The organism is Sorangium sp. So ce362 (assembly GCF_051519845.1).
Classification (GTDB): domain Bacteria; phylum Myxococcota_A; class Polyangia; order Polyangiales; family Polyangiaceae; genus Sorangium.
In genome coordinates this window covers 7,716,922-7,735,746 of record NZ_CP150332.1, presented here as the reverse complement: position 1 = coordinate 7,735,746, position 18,825 = coordinate 7,716,922, and the positions used below count along the sequence as shown (strand labels likewise).

Genomic DNA, 18,825 nt, shown 5'->3' with positions numbered 1-18,825 from the left:
CAGGCGCCTGTCAGGAGAGCGCTGTCAGGCGACAGGGCGCACCCTTGCGGCAGGCGGCGCACTGCGTCGCAGCGACCGCGTCACCGCGATGGCGCCGCGGCGCAGACGCGGTATCCCTTCGCCCCGGGCGCTCTCGGATGTGTGTCTCCGCCTACGCGTGCTCGCGGCCGGAGCGGAGGTCGGTACCGTCTGGGCCATCGCCCCCGGTTGCACCGCTGAAGCGGCGTTTCATCCATGCAAGGGAAATCCGCCGTGAACCCCCGTGTTCGTGCGGTGACTCGTGCCGACATCGGGCGGCATGGCCGTTGCAATAGCGGGAGTGTTCCCTCTGCTGCGGTGGTTACCGCAAGCGGCCCCGTGTCGAGGATTTTCCGCGGCGAGCACCATGATGAAAGAGGTCCGCAGCGACCAGCAACGGCAAGCGAACGAGACGCCGATTCCCAGAAGCGGTGTCGTGCGCACCGTGCCTCGGAGCGTCATGCCGTCGAGCGCGCCGGCCGCCGAGGGGCCGCTCGTGGGGCCGAACGGTGCGTCCTTCGAGGCGCGTCCGTCCGACCCGCTCCTCGGCAACATCGACATCGACGCCGCTGTCGCAGGTGTCCCCGAGTTCTACGCGATGAAGGGGATGTTCTTCAACGCGCTGGCGGCGACGCTCGGGGAGCGGTTTGCGCAGGTGGTGACGACGCTGGCCAGCCCGCCGCGGGGTGGGCTTTACCTGCCGTTCTCGGACTATCCGATGCGGGACTTCCTGCGACTCTACGACGCGGCCGCGCGGCTCTCGCACCCGAACCGGAGCTCGCGCGAGGCGTACCGGCGCCTGGCGCGGCAGCAGGTCGCGGCGTTCAGGGAGAGCGCGCTCGGTCGGATCACGATGCACCTCGCGACCGACCCGGGCGCCGCGCTGATGCGCTACACGGGCAGCCTCGGCGCCCTCGTGAAGGGGCCGTCGGCCAGGGCGCGGCAGCTGGGTCCGTCGGAGGTGCAGATCGACATCAGCAGCTTCCGTGGCACGCTGGAGTACCCGCTGGGGAATTTCGAGGCGCTCGTCATGGGATACGGCGCCAAGCCGACGATCTCCGTGGATGTGCGAGGGCCGGACGCGCTGCAGTTCGTGGTGAGCTGGTAGGGCCACGCCGGCGGCGGTAAGAGGGCGGTCAATCCGGTCGTAAAGCCGATCGCGAGATACCGTGGCGAGATCGGGTGTTGCCGAGACCGACGTACGCGAGGCGCGTTCGTCCACGCGCTGACCGACAGCTCAAGAGTCGACGAGCCATCTCCCCTCATCGCGGCACCCCCCTCGTCCGAGCCTCAACCCCGAGTCACAGCTCCCGAGCGGGCAGGTGCAACGTTCCCATGGCGCTGCATCTCCCGCCGATTCCCCGCCCGCGTCCTCCCGGCCGACCTTGCGCCCGTCCCCTCCCTTTGCGAGGGTCTCTGCCGGGCCGCCGAGCCCGTCCCGGGGACCACGCCAGATGACCACCAGCGAGATCACGCTCTTCGTCTACGACAACCTCATGAAGGGCGAGGACCAGCATGAGTGGCTCTCGGCGGCACGCCCGCTCGGGGAGGCGAGCACGACCCCCCAGTACGCGCTCGTCGACCTGGGCACGAGCGGCGCCCTCGTCGAGGGCGGGCTCGTCGCCGTGACCGGCGAGCTCTACGCCGTCGCGCTCGCCGCGCTCGCCGCGCTCGACGTGCACCGGGGACACCCGATCCTGCACCGTCGCGCCGCCGTTCGCCTCGCCGACGGGCGGGAGGCCCAGGCCTACCTCCTCTCGATGGAACAGGCCGCAGGATGCCGCCGCGTCCGCGAAGGCGACTGGCGGAAACGTCGTGGCGCGCCCGGCGCCGCGCGGACCCGCGACAACAGCCCGCTCGTGAGCTGGGCCAAACGCCGCTTCGATCCGTCCCGCTGACCGCCGACAGCTCGGCCCACAGCATGGACCGCCCGCCCCCGTCCGCTCGCTCACGCCGCCGGAACGAGGCCGACGCGCCATCCGATCGAGCGGCGCCTTCCTCCGCAGGTGCCAGGCCGAAGCCCCAGGACGCGTGACGATGATCTCGGCGCATGACCGGACCCCGGGCACGAACGGAGAGCCCGCAGCGGCCTCCGCCCAGCTCGCGGAGGCGAGCCGCCGCTGCGGCAGCTCTGCGGCGGCCCGCACCCCCTCACGACGCCCGCGCCCGCCCAGCGCGTGCTCCTCTGCGCGCCGGGCGGGCAGCCCCTTCCGCGCCACGAGATGCCCCTCGTCCGGGCGGCGCGCGGCCAGGGGACGACCTGCCGAGCCGGGCGAGACGACGACCTTCCACTTCACGCTCCCGCTCCCGGCCGCGCCCTCGGGCGGCGACTGATCCCGCGCCCGCGGCGCCCTCCGCCGCGACGGCCGACACGAGGTCCGCCGCGACCGCTCAGCCGTTCTGGATGCGCGCCACGATGGCGTCCGTGAGCGCCTTCGTGTCCGACTTGCCGCCGAGGTCGCGGGTGCGCACCCCGTCCACGTTCAGCGCCCCGTCGATCCCGGCGCGCAGGCGGCCGGCGAGCTCCCCGTGGCCCACGTGGTCGAGCATCATCGCGGCGGCGAGCATCAGCGCGATCGGGTTCGCCACGCCCTTGCCGGCGATGTCCGGCGCCGAGCCGTGCACCGCCTCGAAGATGGCGGCGTGCTGGCCGATGTTGGCCCCCGGCGCCATGCCGAGGCCGCCGACGAGGCCCGCGATCTCGTCCGAGAGGATGTCGCCGAAGAGGTTCGTCGTGACGATGACGTCGAACTGCCACGGGTTCAGCACGAGCTGCATCGCGCACGCGTCCACGATGCGCTCGTCGGTCGCCACGCGGCCCTCGTAGCCCTTGCCCACCTCGCGCGAGGTCTCGAGGAAGAGGCCGGTGAGGGCCTTCATGATGTTGGCCTTGTGGACGATGGTGACCTTCTTGCGGCCGTGCTTCTCGGCGTAGTCGTAGGCGAACTCGGCGATGCGGCGCGAGCCGACCCGGGTGTTCACGCCCGAGCCGATCGCCACCGCGTGCTCGTCGCTGCCGATCGGGATGTAGTGCTCGAAGCCCACGTAGAGGCCCTCGAGGTTCTCGCGCACGAGCACGATGTCGATGTTCTCGTAGCGGCCGCCCGGGACCAGCGTGCGCGCGGGCCGCACGTTCGCGAAGAGCTTGAACTCCTGCCGCAGGCGCACGTTCGAGGAGCGGTATCCCCCGCCGATCGGCGTCTCGAGCGGCCCCTTGAGCGCGAGCTGCGTGCGGTGGATGCTGTCGAGCGTGGACCGGGGCAGGGGATCACCGGCCTCCTTGACGCCGGCCATGCCGGCCACGCACGTCTCCCATTCAAAAGGCGCGCCGAGGGCGTCGAGGGCGCGCAGCGTCGCCTCCACGATCTCGGGGCCGATGCCGTCGCCGGGGATCAGGGTCGCAGGGTGCTTCGGTGAGGTCACGGGCTGTCTCTTCTCGGGCTCGAGGTGATCGTCGCGTTGAGGAGGAAAGTCGCACACATAACCGAGGTGCACGCCGCGATCTACCTCGCCGGAGCGGCGGGACGCGCCGCCGCTCCGGCGAGGTAGATCGCGGCCTCCCCTCGTCCGGTCGGCCCCTCGCGAGATCGCCCGCCGGGCGCAAGTCCCCTTGAGGTTCCCCGTTCGCGCCGCCATCATGACGCGCGTCCATGATTTGCCCGCGCTGCCACCGCGCGTACGCCGACCGCTCTTACGGCTTTTGCCCCGACGACGGCGCCCGCCTCGTCGAGTCCCTGTCGTCCGCGCCGCCCGCGCAGCCGACGCGGCAGTTCGGCGCCGTCCTCGAGGATCGCTACGTGATCCAGGGCTTCATCGGCGCCGGCGGGATGTCGCGCGTGTACCTCGCGGTGGACAGCCGCACGAAGGAGCAGGTCGCGATCAAGATCCTGAACCGCAACTTCGCCGCGGACCGGACCCAGCGCGAGCGGTTCCTCCGTGAGCTCGAGGTGGCGGCCGAGCTCGGGCACCCCAACATCATCCGGGTCTTCGACGCGGGAGAGCGCAAGGACGGGTCCCCATTCATCGTGCTCGAGCTCCTCACCGGCGAGTCGCTCGGCGTCCTGCTCCGCCGCGAGGTGGCCGTGAGCGAGGCCGTCGCGCTGCCGCTGATACGGCAGGCGGCGTCGGCGCTCGCCGACGCGCACGCGGTCGGGATCGTCCACCGCGACGTGAAGCCGGACAACATGTTCCTCGTCCGCTCCCCGAGCGGCCGGCGCGTGCTCAAGGTGATGGATTTCGGCTTCGCCAAGCTGAGATCCGGCCCCGTGACCGCGGCCGGCCTCGTGCTGGGCACCGTCCCCTACATGGCCCCGGAGCAGGCCCTCGCCGATCCGGTCGACGGCCGCACCGACATCTACGCCCTCGGTATCACGATGTTCCGCATGCTCGCCGGCCAGCTGCCCTTCTCCTCGCCGGACGACGTGGTGGTCGTCGCCCAGCACGCCTGCACGCCGGCCCCCCGCCTGAGCACGATCCGCCCCGGCATCGACCGGCGCCTCGAGGCGCTGGTCGCCACCGCGCTCCGCAAGCTGCCCGGGAACCGCTTCGACTCGATGCAATCGCTCCTGGAGGACGTCGAGCGCATCCTCGGCGCCCGTCCCGGCGAGCCGATCGGCGCGCCGCTCCGGAAGACCCCCGACGTCTACGAGCCGGTGAACCCGGCGGCGCGCGAGGCGCTCAAGTTCCTGCGGCGCCAGCTGCCCTGAACGGACAGGCGGTATCCCCTCCGGCGCGGATGCGCCGATGCGCTGACGGGCCGATGCAGGGTCACCGCGCGCCGAGGTCCTCGACGCGGTAACCTTCCGGATACGTGCGGTTCTTCATCCTGGTGAGCAGGCGCGGCGAGCGCCGGCGCGGCATCGCCCGCAGCAGCGGGCCGCGCGCGCGGAGCGCCGCCGCGACGATGCGGCGCAGCGCGGGCGGCGGCCGCGGCAGCCCGACCGCGTCGAGCAGGGGATCGTCGATGAGCGCGTGGATGACCTGCGCCCCGAGCGGCCACAGGGCCTTCGGCAGCACCCAGCCGAGCATGAGGTCGCGCGTCGCGACGGCGAGCCGATGGTTGTTCTCCGAGAACCGCAGGTGCTCCGCCTCGTACTCGAGGTTGAAGCGCTCGAACGCCTCGAAGCTCGGCGGGATGTCCCGGATGTTCATGAGCGTCCCGACCTGCTTCCAGTAGTGATACCCCGCGAGCTTCTCTTTCCGGGTCAGCGGCCGCCAGCCGAAGCGCTCGTTCCAGCGGACGGGCTCGAAGATGAAGGTCGACAGCGTGTACAGGTACTCGTCGTTCGGGATGGTGTAGCGCCTGTGCTGCTGGTTCATGCGGCGCAGCGCCGCCCGGCCGCGCTCGCTGTCGTATCCGTTCTCCAGGATCTCGGAGAGGATGAGGGTCGTGTCGTCGTAGCGCTTCTGGGTGCGCTGCAGGAGCTCCCCTGTCTGCACCAGGAGCGGTGTGCCCTTCGCGATGCCGAAGACACGGAGCAGCGCGAGCTCGAGGGCGCGCCGCGTGTCCCACGGGAAATCATAGTATGTCGTGAGAAACGCGATTTCTTGATGGTCCTTGACCGGATCGAGGTTCGCCTCGATATGGTCGCGGATCGCATAACGGGATCGCGATTCGGGAGGAGCCCAGCGCATGGATAGATCTCCTGATATGTATCCGCTCGATGACTCCACTGTGTCTATCATATCTCCGCGGTCTCTGGCGGAGACGTCGTTGAGCCGGTGCGGGGGCTGCCCATGCGCCGAGGTGGAGCAGACGAGGTGAGGACGGACACCGGGCGCCGTGGCCATGACGTGGGGGTGGGGCGAGGCGGCCCGCGCCCCGCGCGTCAGCTGTTCAGGCCTCCGCGACCGCCCCGGCCGCCGGGGCGGTCGCGGAGGACGGGCCGGAGCGCTCGGGCGGCTCAGAGGTACGGGCGCCGGCGCTGGGGCGGCTACGCGTGCGCTGCCTGCGCGAAGGTGGCACCCTAGCTCCGTGCAGCCTGTCATTGACGACATGATCCAGGAGCTCCTTACGCGCCATCGGTCGACCGGTCGGGTGGACCTCAACGACATCGCCGAGGTCATCGACCGCCGGCCGGTCTCGTATGAGGAGGTGGAGCACATCATCGACCAGCTCGAGTCCGAGGGCCTCCGCGTTGCCGAGCCGCTGGACTCGGGCGACGTCGAGGTGCTCCGCGCCGTCCTCGCGAGCGCGAGGCGGCTCGCGGCCGAGCTTGGGCGCACACCCACGATCGGCGAGATCGCGCTGGCTTCTGGCCATGCCCCGCACACGGTGCGCCGGGCGCTGGAACAAGCCGGGCGTGCCAAGACTTGTTGAAGAGGACGCGTGGAGGCCACGCCGGACGCAGCGCAGCGCGGCAAGACGCGGCAAAACTCGGCAAGACCCAGCAAGGGCATGCAGAACGAGCAGAACGAAACGGAGCCAAACAAAACGAAAGCGCCGCGCCGTTGAGGGCAGACCAGAGCTCTACAGCAGTGTTACTATGGAGATGGAGGGGTGCTCTGTATCCGTAGTCGATTGTTTCCTGTACGCGTCAGGGAAGGAAGGCTGGCCTGATGAACATTACGATCACGTTCCGGCACATGGTGGGTACCGAGGCCGTCAAAAAGTATGCTCACGAGAAGGTCGCCAAGCTCCAGAAATTCCTTAGGCAGGCGATGACGGCGCAGGTCACCCTCTCCGTCGAGGGCCTGACCCACGTCGCCGACGTCCGCATCTCCTCCGGCAGCCTGGCCTTCCAGGCGACCGAGCAGGGTGAGGACATGTACGCATCGATCGACATGGTCCACGACAAGATCGAGCGGCAGATCCGCGATGGAAAGGGGCACACCATAGCGCGCAAGCGCGGCGGCACGAGCGCCGGAGAGTACGCCGCCGAGGTGGAGAGGGAAGCGGTGGCAGGGGCGGGACGCACCCGATCCTGAGCCGCCGAGTCGGCGGGGCGCACCCCATTCGAGCCGCCGCGCTCGCTGTCGCGGCGGCGGCGGCGGCTTCCCGCAGGTGAGCCGCCGCGCTCGCTGTCGCGGCGGCCGCGGCTCCCCGCAAGCGAGCCGCCGCGGCGTCGAAGGGCGATCGTCGCCGCGGGCCTGATCCCGCACGCGTGCTGGCAACGCGTGCGGGATCCCGCCGCCCGCGCTGCGGCGGTCGCCCGCGATCACGAGGCGAAGAACGCTCCCTCCGGGGCCGCTGGCCGCGATAGCGTCCTTGAGTCGCGTACCCGAGGTCCCCAGGGTACGATGGCCACCGTCGGCGCGCCTGGCCCTGGCCGAGCGCCGCGCCGTCCGTGCCACGGGCGCCACTCCAGAGCCCTCTCACCTCTCCCGAGCGCCGAAATCAGCATGCAAGTCTGCGACATCTTGACCGCGCACCAGGTTTCCGTCGCCAGCGAGCAGGAGGGGGTCGTCCGCTCCAAGGCGGACGCGCTCCACCGGCTCGCCGCCCTGCTCGCGACAGGGCAGCAGGGGGTCAAGACCGAGGACATCGAGCGCGTCCTCGCCGAGCGCGAGCGCCTGCAGTCCACCGGCGTCGGCAGCGGCGTGGCCATCCCCCACGGCGCCATGGAGGGCGTCGAGCGGCTGATCGGCGCCGTGCTGCTCTGCCCGAAGCCGATCGACTTCGACGCCATCGACGGGGCGCCGGTGTCCATCCTCGTCGCCGTGATCGGGCCGAAGCGGGCCACCGGGGAGCACCTGAAGACGCTGGCGCGCATCTCCCGCCTCCTGCGGGACGAGGCGTTCAGAAGGCGGCTGCTCGGCGCCTCGACCGGGCGGGCGGCGTTCGAGCTCATCGCCGCCGAGGAAGGGAGGTCGGTATCATGAGCAGCTCGCGCGGCAGCACACAGGAAGGGGACGGAGGCGGCCGGGTGCCCCCCACCGGCGCAGGGCGGCCCGACCGCCCCGCCCTCACGGTGCGGAGCCTGATGGCCGACGAAGGGCTCGGCATCGAGCTCACGCTGATCGCCGGGGCGGCGGGCCTCGACCGGCCCATCATGAACACCCGCATCCAGAAGTCGGGGCTCGCGCTCGTCGGCCACTTCCACGGCATCGTCCCGACGCGGGTGCAGATCCTCGGGCAGACCGAGCTCTCGTTCCTCCACAAGCTCACCCGCGAGGACCGGCTCCTGTCGCTGCGCGGCTTCTTCGAGCTCGGCCTCTGCTGCGTCATCATCACGCAGGGCGACCAGCCGTTCGAGACCAACGGCTCCGGCATCGGGCTCGTCCCCGTGCCGGAGCTCGCGCAGTGCGCCGAGGAGAGCGGGACGCCGCTCCTCGTCTCGGCGGTGCGGTCGAGCGTCACGATCACCGCCCTGCACGCGCTGCTCGACGATCGCCTCGCGCCGCGCATCCGCCTGCACGGCGTGCTCGTCGACGTCTTCGGCGTGGGCCTCCTGCTCATGGGATCGAGCGCGATCGGGAAGAGCGAGTGCGCGCTCGACCTCGTGATGCGCGGCCACCGGCTCGTGGCCGACGACGCCGTGGAGTGCGACTACCGCCCGCCCGGCATGGTGTTCGGCGCCCCGGCGGAGCTCCTCCGGTACCACCTCGAGGTGCGCGGCCTCGGCATCCTCAACGTGAAGGACCTCTTCGGCGTCACCTCGATCCGCGAGCGGAAGCGGATCGACGTCGTTGTGAAGCTTGTCGAGTGGTCGAAGGACACCGAGTACGACCGGCTCGGGCTCGACGAGCGGTACCACACAATCCTCGGCGTGAAGATCCGCGAGCTCGTCATCCCGGTGCGCCCGGGCCGCGACATGGCGTCGATCCTCGAGGTCGCCGCCCGCAACGAGCTCCTGAAGAACGCCGGGTTCCACGCGGCGCGCGAGTTCTTCGGCTCCGTCGAGGGCGAGCTGCTCCGCGAGCGCTCGGCCGAGGAGTCGTCGGTCCCGCCGCCGGTGAGGCTCGCGGAGGAGGGGGCCCCGCGCCACGCGGCGCCGCACGGCCCGCCCCGGCCGCCGCGGCCGGGCCACGGGGACCTGCAGAGCCCGCCGAGCAGCGCCTACCGGCAGCCCGTGGAGCGGGGGAGGCCGCCCCCGCCCCCGGAGCGGCCGAGCCCCGGGTTCGACGCCACCGAGTCGTCCGTGAGCCTGCCGCGGCCGAGGAGGCGAGGGTGAGCGGCGGAGGCGATCCGCAGCCGCCCGCGCAGCCGCCGCCCGACGGCGCGACGTCGCGCGTCGTCGTCGTCACGGGCCTCTCGGGCGCGGGCAAGTCGACGGCGCTCCACGCCCTGGAGGATCTCGGCTTCTTCTGCGTCGACAACCTGCCCACGTCGCTCGTCCAGCCGGCGGTCGAGGCGTGCGAGGCGGGCGGGATCACCCGGATCGGCCTGGGCATCGACGTCCGGGTGGGCTCGTTCCTCGCGGGCGCCACGGCGGCGCTCGACTCGATCCGGGTCGGCCGCGACGTGGTGATCCTCTTCCTCGACGCCTCGGACGAGACGCTGCTCCGGCGCTTCAGCGAGACCCGGCGCCCGCACCCGCTGACGACCGGCGGCAGCGGCGCCATCGCGATGCTCGACGGCGTCCTCCTCGAGCGCGAGCGGCTCGCGTCGCTGCGGGCGAGGGCGACCATCGAGCTCGACACGACGCGGCTGTCGACGCACGACCTGCGCCGCGTCGTCATCGAGCGGCTGCGCCCGGCGAAGGTCGATGTGCCCCGGATGTCCACCCGGTTCATCTCGTTCGGTTACAAGTACGGCATCCCGCTCGACGCCGATCTGCTCTTCGACGTCCGCTTCCTCGACAACCCGTATTTCGTCCACGGCCTCCGCGAGCTGACGGGCAACGACGAGCCGGTGCGCGAGTACATCCTGAAGAACGCAGATGCCCTCGAGTTCATCAGCAGAACGGAGGGGCTGCTCTCGTTCTGCATGCCGCGCTACGCCAGCGAGGGAAAGAGCTATCTCACGATCGGCATCGGGTGCACCGGGGGCCGGCACCGCTCCGTCGTGCTCACCAACGTGCTCAGCGACAGCCTGCGGCGGAAGACGGGGCTCCCGATCACAGTCGTGCACCGGGACGTCGCCCGGGTGAGCAGTAGTATAGTACCCTCGGGGGCGGGTGAGGGCATGGCCGGGACGCCCAGCGTGGATCTCCGGCGGGTTCAGCCGGGAGCGGCCGCGCCGGAGTCTCGCCCGGCGTCGGACAAGAGCGTGACGGGGGGCGAGCGGTGACGACCGAGCCGGTGACGATGCGGTTCACCATCATCAATGTGCGCGGGCTGCACGCGCGCGCCGCGACGAAGCTCGTGCAGCTCGCCGGCCGCTACGACTGCGAGATCTCGCTGACCGGGCCTGATGGGCAGTCGGCCAACGCGAAGAGCGTGATGGGCGTGCTCCTGCTCTGCGGCTCGATGGGCACCGTGATCGAGGTCCGCGCGACCGGCGATCAGGCCGCCGACGCGGTCTCCGCCATCGGCGCGCTGATCGCCTCGCGCTTCGGAGAACCCGAGTGACGCGCGGCCGGAGCGCGCTCTCCGCGGGAGCCCCGGGCGATCCTCCCGCCCCGGCGGACGCCGCCCGGGGCGACCCGGCGGCGCCCGGCGCGACGAGCGACCCGGCGACGCCCGGCGCCCGCGGGAGCTCGCTGCCGCCCGGCGCCCGGACCGAGACGCTGCGGGGCATCTCCGGGTCGCCCGGAGTCGCCATCGGCGCCGCCGTCGTGATCGGCGGGCACAGGACGGATCACCCGCGCCGCCGCGTCAGCTCCGGCGAGATCAAGGCAGAGATCGAGCGCTTCGAGGCCGCGGTCGAGCGCGCGCAGGACGAGCTCCGCGACATGGCGAAGCGCGTCGGCGATCACCGCGCCGAGGCGTCGATCCTCGAAGCGTACCTCTTGATGCTCGGCGACGAGGTGCTCGCCGACGCCGTGAAGCGCCAGGTCACCGAGGAGCGGCAATGCGCCGAGTGGGCGGCCGCGACCGCTTGCGAGGCGATCGCCGGCCGCTTCGCCGCCCTCGACGACCCCTACCTGCGCGAGCGCAGCCACGACGTCATGTTCGTCGGCGAGCGCCTGCTGCGCGCCTTCAGCCTCCCGCCCCAGGAGCCGCCGTCCTCGCGGGACACCTCGCCGCTCTCCACCCGCAGCCTGATCGAGCTGCAGAACTCGATCGCCATGCCCGCGACGTTCGGCGCGGCGCTGCCGCGCTTCTCCGGGCCCACCATCCTCATCGCGCACGATCTGTCGCCAGCGGACACCGCGGCCATGGTCGACGAACCGGTCGTCGGCTTCGTCACCGAGGTCGGCACCCGCACGAGCCACACCTCCATCATGGCGCGCGCGCTGGAGATCCCGGCTGTGGTCGGCGTCAGCGACGTGCTGCAGCGCGTGATCACGGGCGACATCGTCGTGATCGACGGCTTGCGCGGCTCGGTCATCGTCCGCCCCGGGCCCGCCGAGCTCGCCGAGGCGCGCGCCCGCGCCGAGCGCCTCGGCGCGCTCGCCAAGGAGCTCTCGGAGTCCCGGCACCGCGCGGCCCAGTCGAAGGATGGGGTCAAGGTGTCGCTCCGGGCCAACGTCGAGCTCCCGGCCGAGGCGATCCTCGCGCGCGATCAGGGCGCCGACGGCATCGGCCTCTACCGCACCGAGTTCCTCTACATCGATCGCACGTCCCCCCCCTCGGAGGACCAGCAGTTCGAGATCTTCCGCGCCGTCGTCGAGGCGCTCCGCCCGAAGCCGGTCACGCTGCGCACGTTCGACATCGGCGGCGACAAGTTCGTCTCCACCTTCCAGGTGCCGCCGGAGATGAACCCGATGCTCGGCCTCCGCGCGGTCCGGCTCGCGCTCTCGCGCCCCGACGTCTTCCTCGAGCACCTCCGCGCCATGGTGCGCGCCTCCGCCTACGGCGACGTGCGGATCATGATCCCCATGGTCGCGGGCCTCGGCGAGCTCCGGCAGGTGCGCGCGCTGCTCCACCGCGCGCAGGAGCAGGTGCGCGCCCGCGGCCAGCCGTGCGCCGACGAGATCCCGCTCGGCGTGATGATCGAGGTGCCCGCGGCGGCGATCATGGTCGACCATTTCGCGCGCGAGGCCGCGTTCATGAGCCTCGGGACGAACGACCTCATCCAGTACGCGCTCGCGGTCGATCGGACCAGCCGCTCGCTCGCCTACCTGGCCTCGCCCTTCGATCCTTCGATCCTCCGGCTGATCACGAAGGTGATCCGGGCGGGGCAGGAGTTCGGTCGTCCGGTCTCGCTCTGCGGCGCCATGGCGAGCGACCCGCTCGCCGCCCTGCTCCTGCTCGGCCTGGGCCTCCGCGATTTCTCGATGGAGGCGGCGGCGATCCCCGAAATCAAGGAGACGCTCCGGCGCGTGACGGTCGCCGAGGCCGAGTCGGTCGCGGCGGAGGCGCTCGCCTACGCCACGGCGGAGGAGGTCGAGTGCTGCGTCGCCGCGGCGTTCGCGCCGGATCTCTACGATCTGCTCACGGGAGAGCGCGACGCGCGGTGACCTGCGCCGCGGGTCGACCGCCTCGCCCGCTCACCTCCTTTTCGCTTGAGCTCGCGTGGATCGCTTCCTGGCGTGATACCGCTCCATGAAGTCCCGTACAGCCATGGACGCGGCGCCGGGGGCAACGACACCGCCCTCCGAGGCTCCCCCTCTCCGGCGCGCGGCGCGATGGGCGCGCCGGGGCGTTCGCCCGCGGCGCCGGCCGCGTCGCGCGTGTCGCGCGCGCTGACCGCCTGCGCGGTGGCGCTCGGTAGATGCCGGGGTTCATCGAGGGGCTGGACACCGAGGCCTCGCTCGTCCTCCGCGTCGACCTCGCCGCGCTGTCCAGGAACAACATCGGCGTCGGAACGAGCGTCCAGGCCCGCTTCTGATCCGGCGGGCGCCGCCCGCGCTCATCGCGGCTGGAACCCCTTGAACGCCGCCACGGCCCGCTGCGTGCTGCTCACGGTCTCGACGATGCGGAAGCCCCCACGGACGTAGAATCCCTCGAAGTGCAGCACGCTCTCCCCCTCGGCCGGCTCGATCTCCCAGTAACGCGAGCGATCCTTCGACGTGCCGAGGACGGCGATGCGCCGCCACCCCGCCGGGATCCTGCCCGTCCATTCCGGTCCGCGCTTCTCCGTCAGCTCGAAGTCGTCGCGGCTGTGCTTCACCCGGAAGCTCGCGTCCGGGCCTGATCCGATGCGCGCGTCGAGCGTCCCCCCGGGCGGCCCCTTCGCGTCCTGGTCCTGCCGCCGCGGCCCGCGCTTGCTCACCCGGTAACCCGCCACCGCGTGCGGATCGAGGTAGTAGGTGCCGCCCTCCTTGCTCGCGCGCAGCCGCCCCGCGTAGATCGCCTGGCGCACCGCGCTCTCCGAGATGCCGAGCTGCTGCGCGGCCTCGGGCACCGTCATCGTGTACCGCGTCCGCGGCGTGGCCACCGCCGACTCGGGCGGCAGCCGCTTGCGCGCCAGGCAGTCGAGCATCACGTGGAACGCCGGATCGCGGTACACCTCCGCCGTCGCGATGCTCCGCCCCGCCACGGCGGTCCTGTCCAGCAGCGGGTTCTCCGGACCGAGGACGAGCTCGGTCAACTCGGCCTCGGACACCGACGGATCCCGGGCCGCCGCCAGCACCCGGCACAGGAAGGTGCCGAGCTCGCCGGTCGGCGTCGCGAACTCGACCGTCTCGCCGGACAGCAGCGTGTATTGCGTCTTCATCTCGCCTCTTCGCAGCTCGTCGTGTGCGCTCGCCACCACCGCGCGCCGCACGCGTGCCCGGGGCCACGCGTGCCCGATCCGTCCACGAGGCGGACGAAGTCCCTCACGCGCCGGAGCGGGCGCGCGCAGGCGGATCTCGCCCCACCGGAGACGCCGCGCCGGCGGCCCCCGCCCCCAGGGACAGGACCACCCGCACGCCGCCCCCGTCGGGCACGCGTTCAGCGCCGCAGCTACGGATTACTGTATGCCCGTTCAGTTAATTCCGTCTAGTGCCTTCGCGCGCCGGTAGGACAAAGATCGTCCGCATCCGGTCCGTCACGGCGTCCGCAACTATCTGAAACCCATCATTTATTCTGTGCGCTTAGAACGCAGGTAGTCCGCGGAAAATTCGTCGCAGGCTCGCGAGGCAGGACGGATCCGGCCGCTGAAGGCGGCGCAGCACCCGGGTTGCTCGGGGCGCTGTTCAGTGCCGTGTGCGGCGTCGTCGGTTCAGGTGGCGGGCTTCTGCCGCGTCTCGGCGAGCGCCCCGATGGTGTCGGGGTCGTGGTCGCGGATGCAGTCGACCCCGTTGCGCTCGAACTGGACCGCCGCGGCCAGCGCGGTCCGGCTGCGCTCGCGGTCCATGGCCCACGCCGCGTGGCGCACCAGCAGGGCGAGCTGCAGCGCCCGGCCCAGGGTGATCGCGACCCGGCGGGCGCCCGCCTCGAGGCCGGGGCGGTCTTTGGCGGCCATCTCCTTGATCCACGCGCGGGCGTGGGACACCGCGCGCGACGCGGCCGTCTCGGCCTCGGCGAGCTTCGGCTCGACCACGCCGGTGAGGAGGCGCGCCACCTCGGCCGCGAGGATGTCGAGCGAGCCGTCGTTCTGGATCACCCGCAGCGCGTCGAGGGCGAGCACGTTCGTCGTGCCCTCCCAGATCGTGAGGACCTGCGCGTCCCGCAGCAGGCGGGGCAGCCCCGTGTCCTCGACGTAGCCGGCGCCGCCGAACGCCTCGAGCACCTCGCTCAGCACCGACACCGCCTGCTTCGCGGTCGTGAGCTTCGCGAGCGGGATCATCAGCCGCAGGAGCTTCGCCTCCGACTCGGTGAGCGAGCCCGTCTCCTCGCGCCCGAGCAGCTCGATCGCGCGGAAGGTGATGTGGAAGGCGCCCTCGAACTCGGCCTGGAGCTCGGCGAGCGTGTCCATGTGCAGCGGCTTCTCCGCCAGCGTCGTGCCGAACTGGACGCGGCTCTGGGCGTAGGAGCGCGCCAGCGAGAGCCCCCGCCGCATCCCCGCGATGGCGCCGATCGCGTTCCAGGTGCGCGTGACGTTGAGCATCGGCGCGATCGCCCGGACGCCGTTCGTGAGGCCCGCGACGGGCGTCGCGAGGACGCCGTCGAGCGTGAGCTCGGCGGTCGGGACCTTGCGGGTGCCGAGCTTGTCCTTCAGCCGGTTCAGCAGCACGCCCTCGCGGCGCCCCGCCTCGCCCGCGAGCTCGACGTAGAACAGCGCGAGCCCGCGGCTGCCCTCCGGGTTGCCCTCGGGGCGCGCGAGCGCGAGCGCCATCTCGGACGTGGCGGCCGAGGCGAACCACTTCGTCCCGTAGAGCCGGTAGGCCCCGTCCGGCCCGGGCCGCGCCACGGTCTCGCTCCGCCCCACGTCCGAGCCGCCGGCGCGCTCGGTCATCCACTGCCCCGACGTCCAGGCGAGCGCCGGGTCGCGGCTCGTCAGGCGGGGCACCGCGCGGTCGATGAGCGCGCGGTTCTCGCTCGCGAGCAGGGCCCGCGCGGCGCCGTCGGTCATCGCGAGCGGGCACGTGTACACGTCGCTCGACGCGTCGAAGAGGTACGCGAGCGCGAACTGGTGGACACGGGAGAGCGCGCCGTGCGCCCGCTCGTACGCCGTCGCGACGACCCCGTGCTCGCACGCGATCCGCGCCGCCTCCTTCCAGAGCTGCGTCACCTCGACCTGGTCGACGCGCTTGCCCCAGGCGTCCCACGACGTGAGCTTCGGCTCGTTCGGGCGATCGGCGAGCTGCAGGCGGTAGAGGCGGCCGCCCGCGAGCTCGCCCATCTCCCGGAGCGAGGGCGTGATCGACGCGGCCACCTCGCGCGGCAGCACCCGCGCGAGGTAGGACCGCAGCACGCGGTCATCGTCGTACTGGTTCCCGAGTGATGGGGGGTCTTGATAGAAAGCCACCGGCCGACTCCTGGGTTGGTGCGCCGCAGCCCGAACCGTCCGACGCGGACGCGTCGATCCGGTTCCGCGCGCCCATGTGGGCAGGCGCGGCGACTCGCAGCCTCATCGACTCGAAGCTACTGAACACGTCCCATCCGGTTCAACAGGAAGCCGAGCGACGCGTCGCCGTGACGCAGCGGACGGTGAACCCCGGCTGTCAATTTCGGCGCGCCGCCCGGTTTCTGTGCGCTGTTCGGGTGCCGTGTCGCACGGAACGAAGCACAAGTCGCTCTTTGTGCGGTTCTTGACTTCTCCGATGCACCAATGCATATGGCTGTCGGTGAAGCTCTCGAACAAGGGTCGCTACGGTGTGCGCGCATTGTTCGATATCGCGTTCCACAACGACGGGCGGCCGACGCAGATCCGCGAGATCTCGGAGCGGGAGCTCATCCCGGCCCGGTTCCTGGAGCAGATTTTCCAGGATCTGAAGAAGGCCGGGCTCATCAGCTCGAAGCGGGGCCCGCGCGGGGGCTACCACCTGGCGCGGCCGGCGAGCGAGATCAGCCTGGGCGACGTCGTCCGCGCCCTGGAAGGGCCGGTCGCGGTGCTCGTGCCGGACGACGACGGCAGCCCGGAGAGCTCGCCGCTCGATCCGCCCACGGCGGTGTTCCTCGATCTGGCCCTCGCGATCGAGCGCTGCTTCGATTCGGTGTCGATCGCCGACGTCTGTGAGCGCGGGGTCGAGCTCGGCGTGCACCGCAAGGGGCGGCCGGAGCGGTCGACCTACGTGATCTGAGCTGACAGCCATGAGAAGCCCCGACCAAGCCGACCTGTCCCCCGGCGTCCCCCGCGCACCCGCGGCGGGCGAGGCCGAGCTGCCCCCGCTGCCCTCGCACCCGCGCGTCGTCGACAGCGTGCTCGACCTCGTGGGCGACACGCCGCTCTTCGAGGTCGGCCGCGTCGACGTGGCGACGCCCCGGGGGCGCGTCTTCGGGAAGGCCGAGCAGTACAACCCGGGCGGCTCGCTGAAGGACCGGATCTGCCTCGCGATGATCGAGGGCGCCGAGGCGCGCGGGCAGCTCGGCGCGGGCGCGGGCGGCGTGGTCATCGAGCCGACGTCGGGGAACACCGGGATCGGGCTCGCGATCGTGTGCGCGGCCAAGGGGTACCGGTGCATCCTGACGATGCCGGCGAGCATGAGCCTGGAGCGGCGCCAGCTGCTCGAGGCCTACGGCGCGGAGGTCGTGCTGACGGAGCCCGAGCTGCAGATGGAGGGCGCCATCGAGAGGGCGCGCGCGCTCGCGGCCGAGATCCCGGGGGCGGTCATCCTCAGCCAGTTCGACAACCCCGACAACCCCCGCGTCCACGCGGAGACGACCGCGCGGGAGATCCTGCACGCGATGGCCGGCCTCGACCGGCCCGGGCGGTCCGGCCCGCGGCAGTCGCTGGCGATCGACGCGTTCGTGGCCGGCGTGGGGACGGGCGGCTCGGTGAGCGGCGTCGGGCGCGTGCTCAAGCGGCTGCGCCCCGCGACGCGCGTCATCGCGGTCGAGCCCGAGTCGTGCGCGACGATCTCGCGCGGCGAGCGCGGGCCCACGAAGATCCAGGGGCTCGCGGCCGGGTTCGTCCCGGCGAATTACGATCCGGGCGTGGTCGACGAGGTGCGCACGGTCAGCGATCGCGCCGCGTACGAGACGAAGGCGGCGCTCGCGCGGCAGGAGGGGCTGCTCGTCGGCATCAGCGCCGGCGCCGCGGTGCGGGTGGCGCTCGACGTCGCCCGCGAGCTCGGCCCCGACGCCAACGTCGTGACGGTCCTCTGCGACACAGGCGAGCGGTACTTCAGCCTGGACGAGTATTTCCGATGAGCGGCGGCGACGGCGAGGCGATCCGCGGGTGCGTGCTCCTCGTCGGGGCGGGGGGCATCGCCGCGCCCGCCGCGCTCGTGCTCGCGGCGGGGGGCGTGCGGGAGCTCCGGGTGGTCGACGACGACCAGGTCGATCTCACCAACCTGCACCGGCAGATCCTGTTCGACGCCGACGACGTCGGCCGCCCGAAGCTCGACGCCTTCGCCGAGGCGCTGCGCCGCCGCTTCCCGGGGCTCCGGGTCGACCGCCGGCACGGCCGCTTCGCGCCGAGCGCGGCGGCGGGCCTGCTGCCGGGCGTCTCGGTCGTGGTCGACGCGACCGACAATTTCGCGTCGCGGTTCCTGATCGCCGACGTGTGTCGCCTCACGAGGACGCCGGTTGTGCACGCGGCGGCGATCCGCTGGCGCACGACGGTGATGGCGGTGGCGGCGGAGGGGGGGCCTTGCTACCGCTGCCTGTTCGAGGACCTGCCGACCGGGGACGCGCCGGACTGCGCCACGGCCGGCGTGGCGGGCCCTGTGTGCGGCGTGGCCGGCGCGCTCGCGGCGGACCGGGCGCTCGCGATCCTCGCGGGCGACACGTCGGTCTACGGCCGGATCGCGACCTACGACGGCCTCTCGGACACCCTGCGGAGCGTTCCTGTCGCCGCGCGCCCCAGCTGCGCCCTGTGCGGCGAGCGCGCCGACATCGCGACCATCGACGCGTCCCGCTACGTGATCTCGTGTGCTGTAGAAGAAGGGGACCGCGAGAGCGGCTCCCCGACCCACGTTGAAAAGGACCGCGAGAGCGGCTCCCCGACCCACGTTGAAAAGGACCGCGAGAGCGGCTCCCCGACCCATCTCAACACTGGAGACCAAGACCATGGCTGACACCGCGACCGTCCGCATCCCGACCCCGCTCCGCACCCTCACCGGCGGGCAGGACGAGGTCCAAGCCGCCGGCGGCACCGTCGGCGAGCTGCTCGAGAACCTCGAGAAGAGCTACCCGGGCATCCGCGACCGCCTCCTCGACGAGAAGGGGGTGCGGCGCTTCGTGAACATCTTCGTGGGCGACGAGGACATCCGCTTCCTCGACGGGCTGAAGACGCCCGTGAAGGGCGGCGATCAGATCGCGATCGTGCCGGCGATCGCCGGGGGCTGA

Annotated in this window: 18 protein-coding genes; 14 read left to right on the top strand and 4 right to left on the bottom strand. The window is 72.0% G+C overall.

The window, feature by feature from the left end:
• Positions 1 to 454 precede the first annotated feature (454 nt).
• Positions 455 to 1,126 carry a DUF2378 family protein gene (locus WMF17_RS29530; RefSeq protein ID WP_437596512.1) on the top strand — a complete coding sequence of 224 codons (672 nt, stop codon included), beginning with the start codon at positions 455 to 457 and terminating at the stop codon, positions 1,124 to 1,126.
• 346 nt (positions 1,127 to 1,472) lie between these two features.
• Positions 1,473 to 1,916, top strand: coding sequence for a gamma-glutamylcyclotransferase family protein (locus WMF17_RS29525; protein ID WP_437596511.1), 444 nt, complete (start codon positions 1,473 to 1,475; stop codon positions 1,914 to 1,916).
• A gap of 493 nt (positions 1,917 to 2,409) precedes the next feature.
• Here WMF17_RS29525 and WMF17_RS29520 read toward each other — a convergent pair whose 3' ends face one another.
• Positions 2,410 to 3,441, bottom strand: a complete 1,032-nt coding sequence (locus tag WMF17_RS29520) for an isocitrate/isopropylmalate dehydrogenase family protein (protein ID WP_437596510.1) — start codon at positions 3,439 to 3,441, stop codon at positions 2,410 to 2,412.
• Positions 3,442 to 3,668: 227 nt separating this feature from the next.
• Between WMF17_RS29520 and WMF17_RS29515 the strand changes: the two genes are divergently transcribed.
• The gene (locus tag WMF17_RS29515; RefSeq protein WP_437596509.1) at positions 3,669 to 4,724 is read left to right on the top strand and encodes a serine/threonine-protein kinase; all 1,056 of its coding nucleotides are present in this window, start codon (positions 3,669 to 3,671) and stop codon (positions 4,722 to 4,724) included.
• Between the two features lie 61 nt (positions 4,725 to 4,785).
• On the opposite strand, the gene WMF17_RS29510 is transcribed toward WMF17_RS29515, so the two are convergent.
• Complete coding sequence (locus WMF17_RS29510; protein WP_437596508.1) at positions 4,786 to 5,652, bottom strand: oxygenase MpaB family protein; 867 nt, start codon at positions 5,650 to 5,652, stop codon at positions 4,786 to 4,788.
• Positions 5,653 to 6,013: 361 nt separating this feature from the next.
• Between WMF17_RS29510 and WMF17_RS29505 the strand changes: the two genes are divergently transcribed.
• The 7 genes from WMF17_RS29505 to ptsP all read left to right on the top strand — a co-directional run bounded on the left by WMF17_RS29505 (position 6,014) and on the right by ptsP (position 12,464).
• Complete coding sequence (locus tag WMF17_RS29505; protein WP_437644328.1) at positions 6,014 to 6,337, top strand: sigma-70 domain-containing protein; 324 nt, start codon at positions 6,014 to 6,016, stop codon at positions 6,335 to 6,337.
• 239 nt (positions 6,338 to 6,576) lie between these two features.
• Complete coding sequence (hpf, locus tag WMF17_RS29500; RefSeq protein WP_437596506.1) at positions 6,577 to 6,945, top strand: ribosome hibernation-promoting factor, HPF/YfiA family; 369 nt, start codon at positions 6,577 to 6,579, stop codon at positions 6,943 to 6,945.
• A 414-nt stretch (positions 6,946 to 7,359) separates the two neighbouring features.
• Entirely contained in the window at positions 7,360 to 7,839 is a 480-nt protein-coding gene (locus WMF17_RS29495; RefSeq protein ID WP_437596505.1) for a PTS sugar transporter subunit IIA, read from the top strand.
• Positions 7,836 to 9,131 (top strand): HPr(Ser) kinase/phosphatase, encoded by a 1,296-nt coding sequence (hprK, locus tag WMF17_RS29490; protein ID WP_437644327.1) that lies wholly within the window; start codon positions 7,836 to 7,838, stop codon positions 9,129 to 9,131. Before WMF17_RS29495 ends, hprK begins: the two co-directional genes overlap by 4 nt.
• Positions 9,128 to 10,189 (top strand): RNase adapter RapZ, encoded by a 1,062-nt coding sequence (rapZ, locus tag WMF17_RS29485; RefSeq protein WP_437644326.1) that lies wholly within the window; start codon positions 9,128 to 9,130, stop codon positions 10,187 to 10,189. Before hprK ends, rapZ begins: the two co-directional genes overlap by 4 nt.
• Complete coding sequence (locus tag WMF17_RS29480) at positions 10,186 to 10,470, top strand: HPr family phosphocarrier protein (protein WP_437644325.1); 285 nt, start codon at positions 10,186 to 10,188, stop codon at positions 10,468 to 10,470. The genes rapZ and WMF17_RS29480 overlap by 4 nt, the downstream gene beginning before the upstream one ends.
• Complete coding sequence (gene ptsP / locus WMF17_RS29475) at positions 10,467 to 12,464, top strand: phosphoenolpyruvate--protein phosphotransferase (protein WP_437596501.1); 1,998 nt, start codon at positions 10,467 to 10,469, stop codon at positions 12,462 to 12,464. Before WMF17_RS29480 ends, ptsP begins: the two co-directional genes overlap by 4 nt.
• 392 nt (positions 12,465 to 12,856) lie before the next feature.
• On the opposite strand, the gene WMF17_RS29470 is transcribed toward ptsP, so the two are convergent.
• The gene (locus tag WMF17_RS29470; protein WP_437596500.1) at positions 12,857 to 13,663 is read right to left on the bottom strand and encodes a helix-turn-helix domain-containing protein; all 807 of its coding nucleotides are present in this window, start codon (positions 13,661 to 13,663) and stop codon (positions 12,857 to 12,859) included.
• Positions 13,664 to 14,152: 489 nt separating this feature from the next.
• Positions 14,153 to 15,841: an acyl-CoA dehydrogenase family protein gene (locus WMF17_RS29465; RefSeq protein WP_437596499.1), complete on the bottom strand. Its 1,689-nt coding sequence runs from the start codon at positions 15,839 to 15,841 to the stop codon at positions 14,153 to 14,155.
• Between the two features lie 295 nt (positions 15,842 to 16,136).
• Here WMF17_RS29465 and WMF17_RS29460 point away from each other — a divergent pair, with 295 nt between their 5' ends.
• From WMF17_RS29460 to WMF17_RS29445, 4 genes are read left to right on the top strand one after another with little or no spacing between them, the layout of a single operon-like run.
• Positions 16,137 to 16,616 (top strand): RrF2 family transcriptional regulator, encoded by a 480-nt coding sequence (locus WMF17_RS29460; protein ID WP_437644324.1) that lies wholly within the window; start codon positions 16,137 to 16,139, stop codon positions 16,614 to 16,616.
• Between the two features lie 10 nt (positions 16,617 to 16,626).
• Positions 16,627 to 17,685, top strand: a complete 1,059-nt coding sequence (cysK, locus tag WMF17_RS29455; protein WP_437596497.1) for a cysteine synthase A — start codon at positions 16,627 to 16,629, stop codon at positions 17,683 to 17,685.
• The gene (locus WMF17_RS29450; protein ID WP_437596496.1) at positions 17,682 to 18,554 is read left to right on the top strand and encodes a HesA/MoeB/ThiF family protein; all 873 of its coding nucleotides are present in this window, start codon (positions 17,682 to 17,684) and stop codon (positions 18,552 to 18,554) included. Before cysK ends, WMF17_RS29450 begins: the two co-directional genes overlap by 4 nt.
• On the top strand, positions 18,547 to 18,825 hold the full coding sequence (locus tag WMF17_RS29445; RefSeq protein ID WP_437596495.1) for a MoaD/ThiS family protein: 279 nt from the start codon (positions 18,547 to 18,549) through the stop codon (positions 18,823 to 18,825). Before WMF17_RS29450 ends, WMF17_RS29445 begins: the two co-directional genes overlap by 8 nt.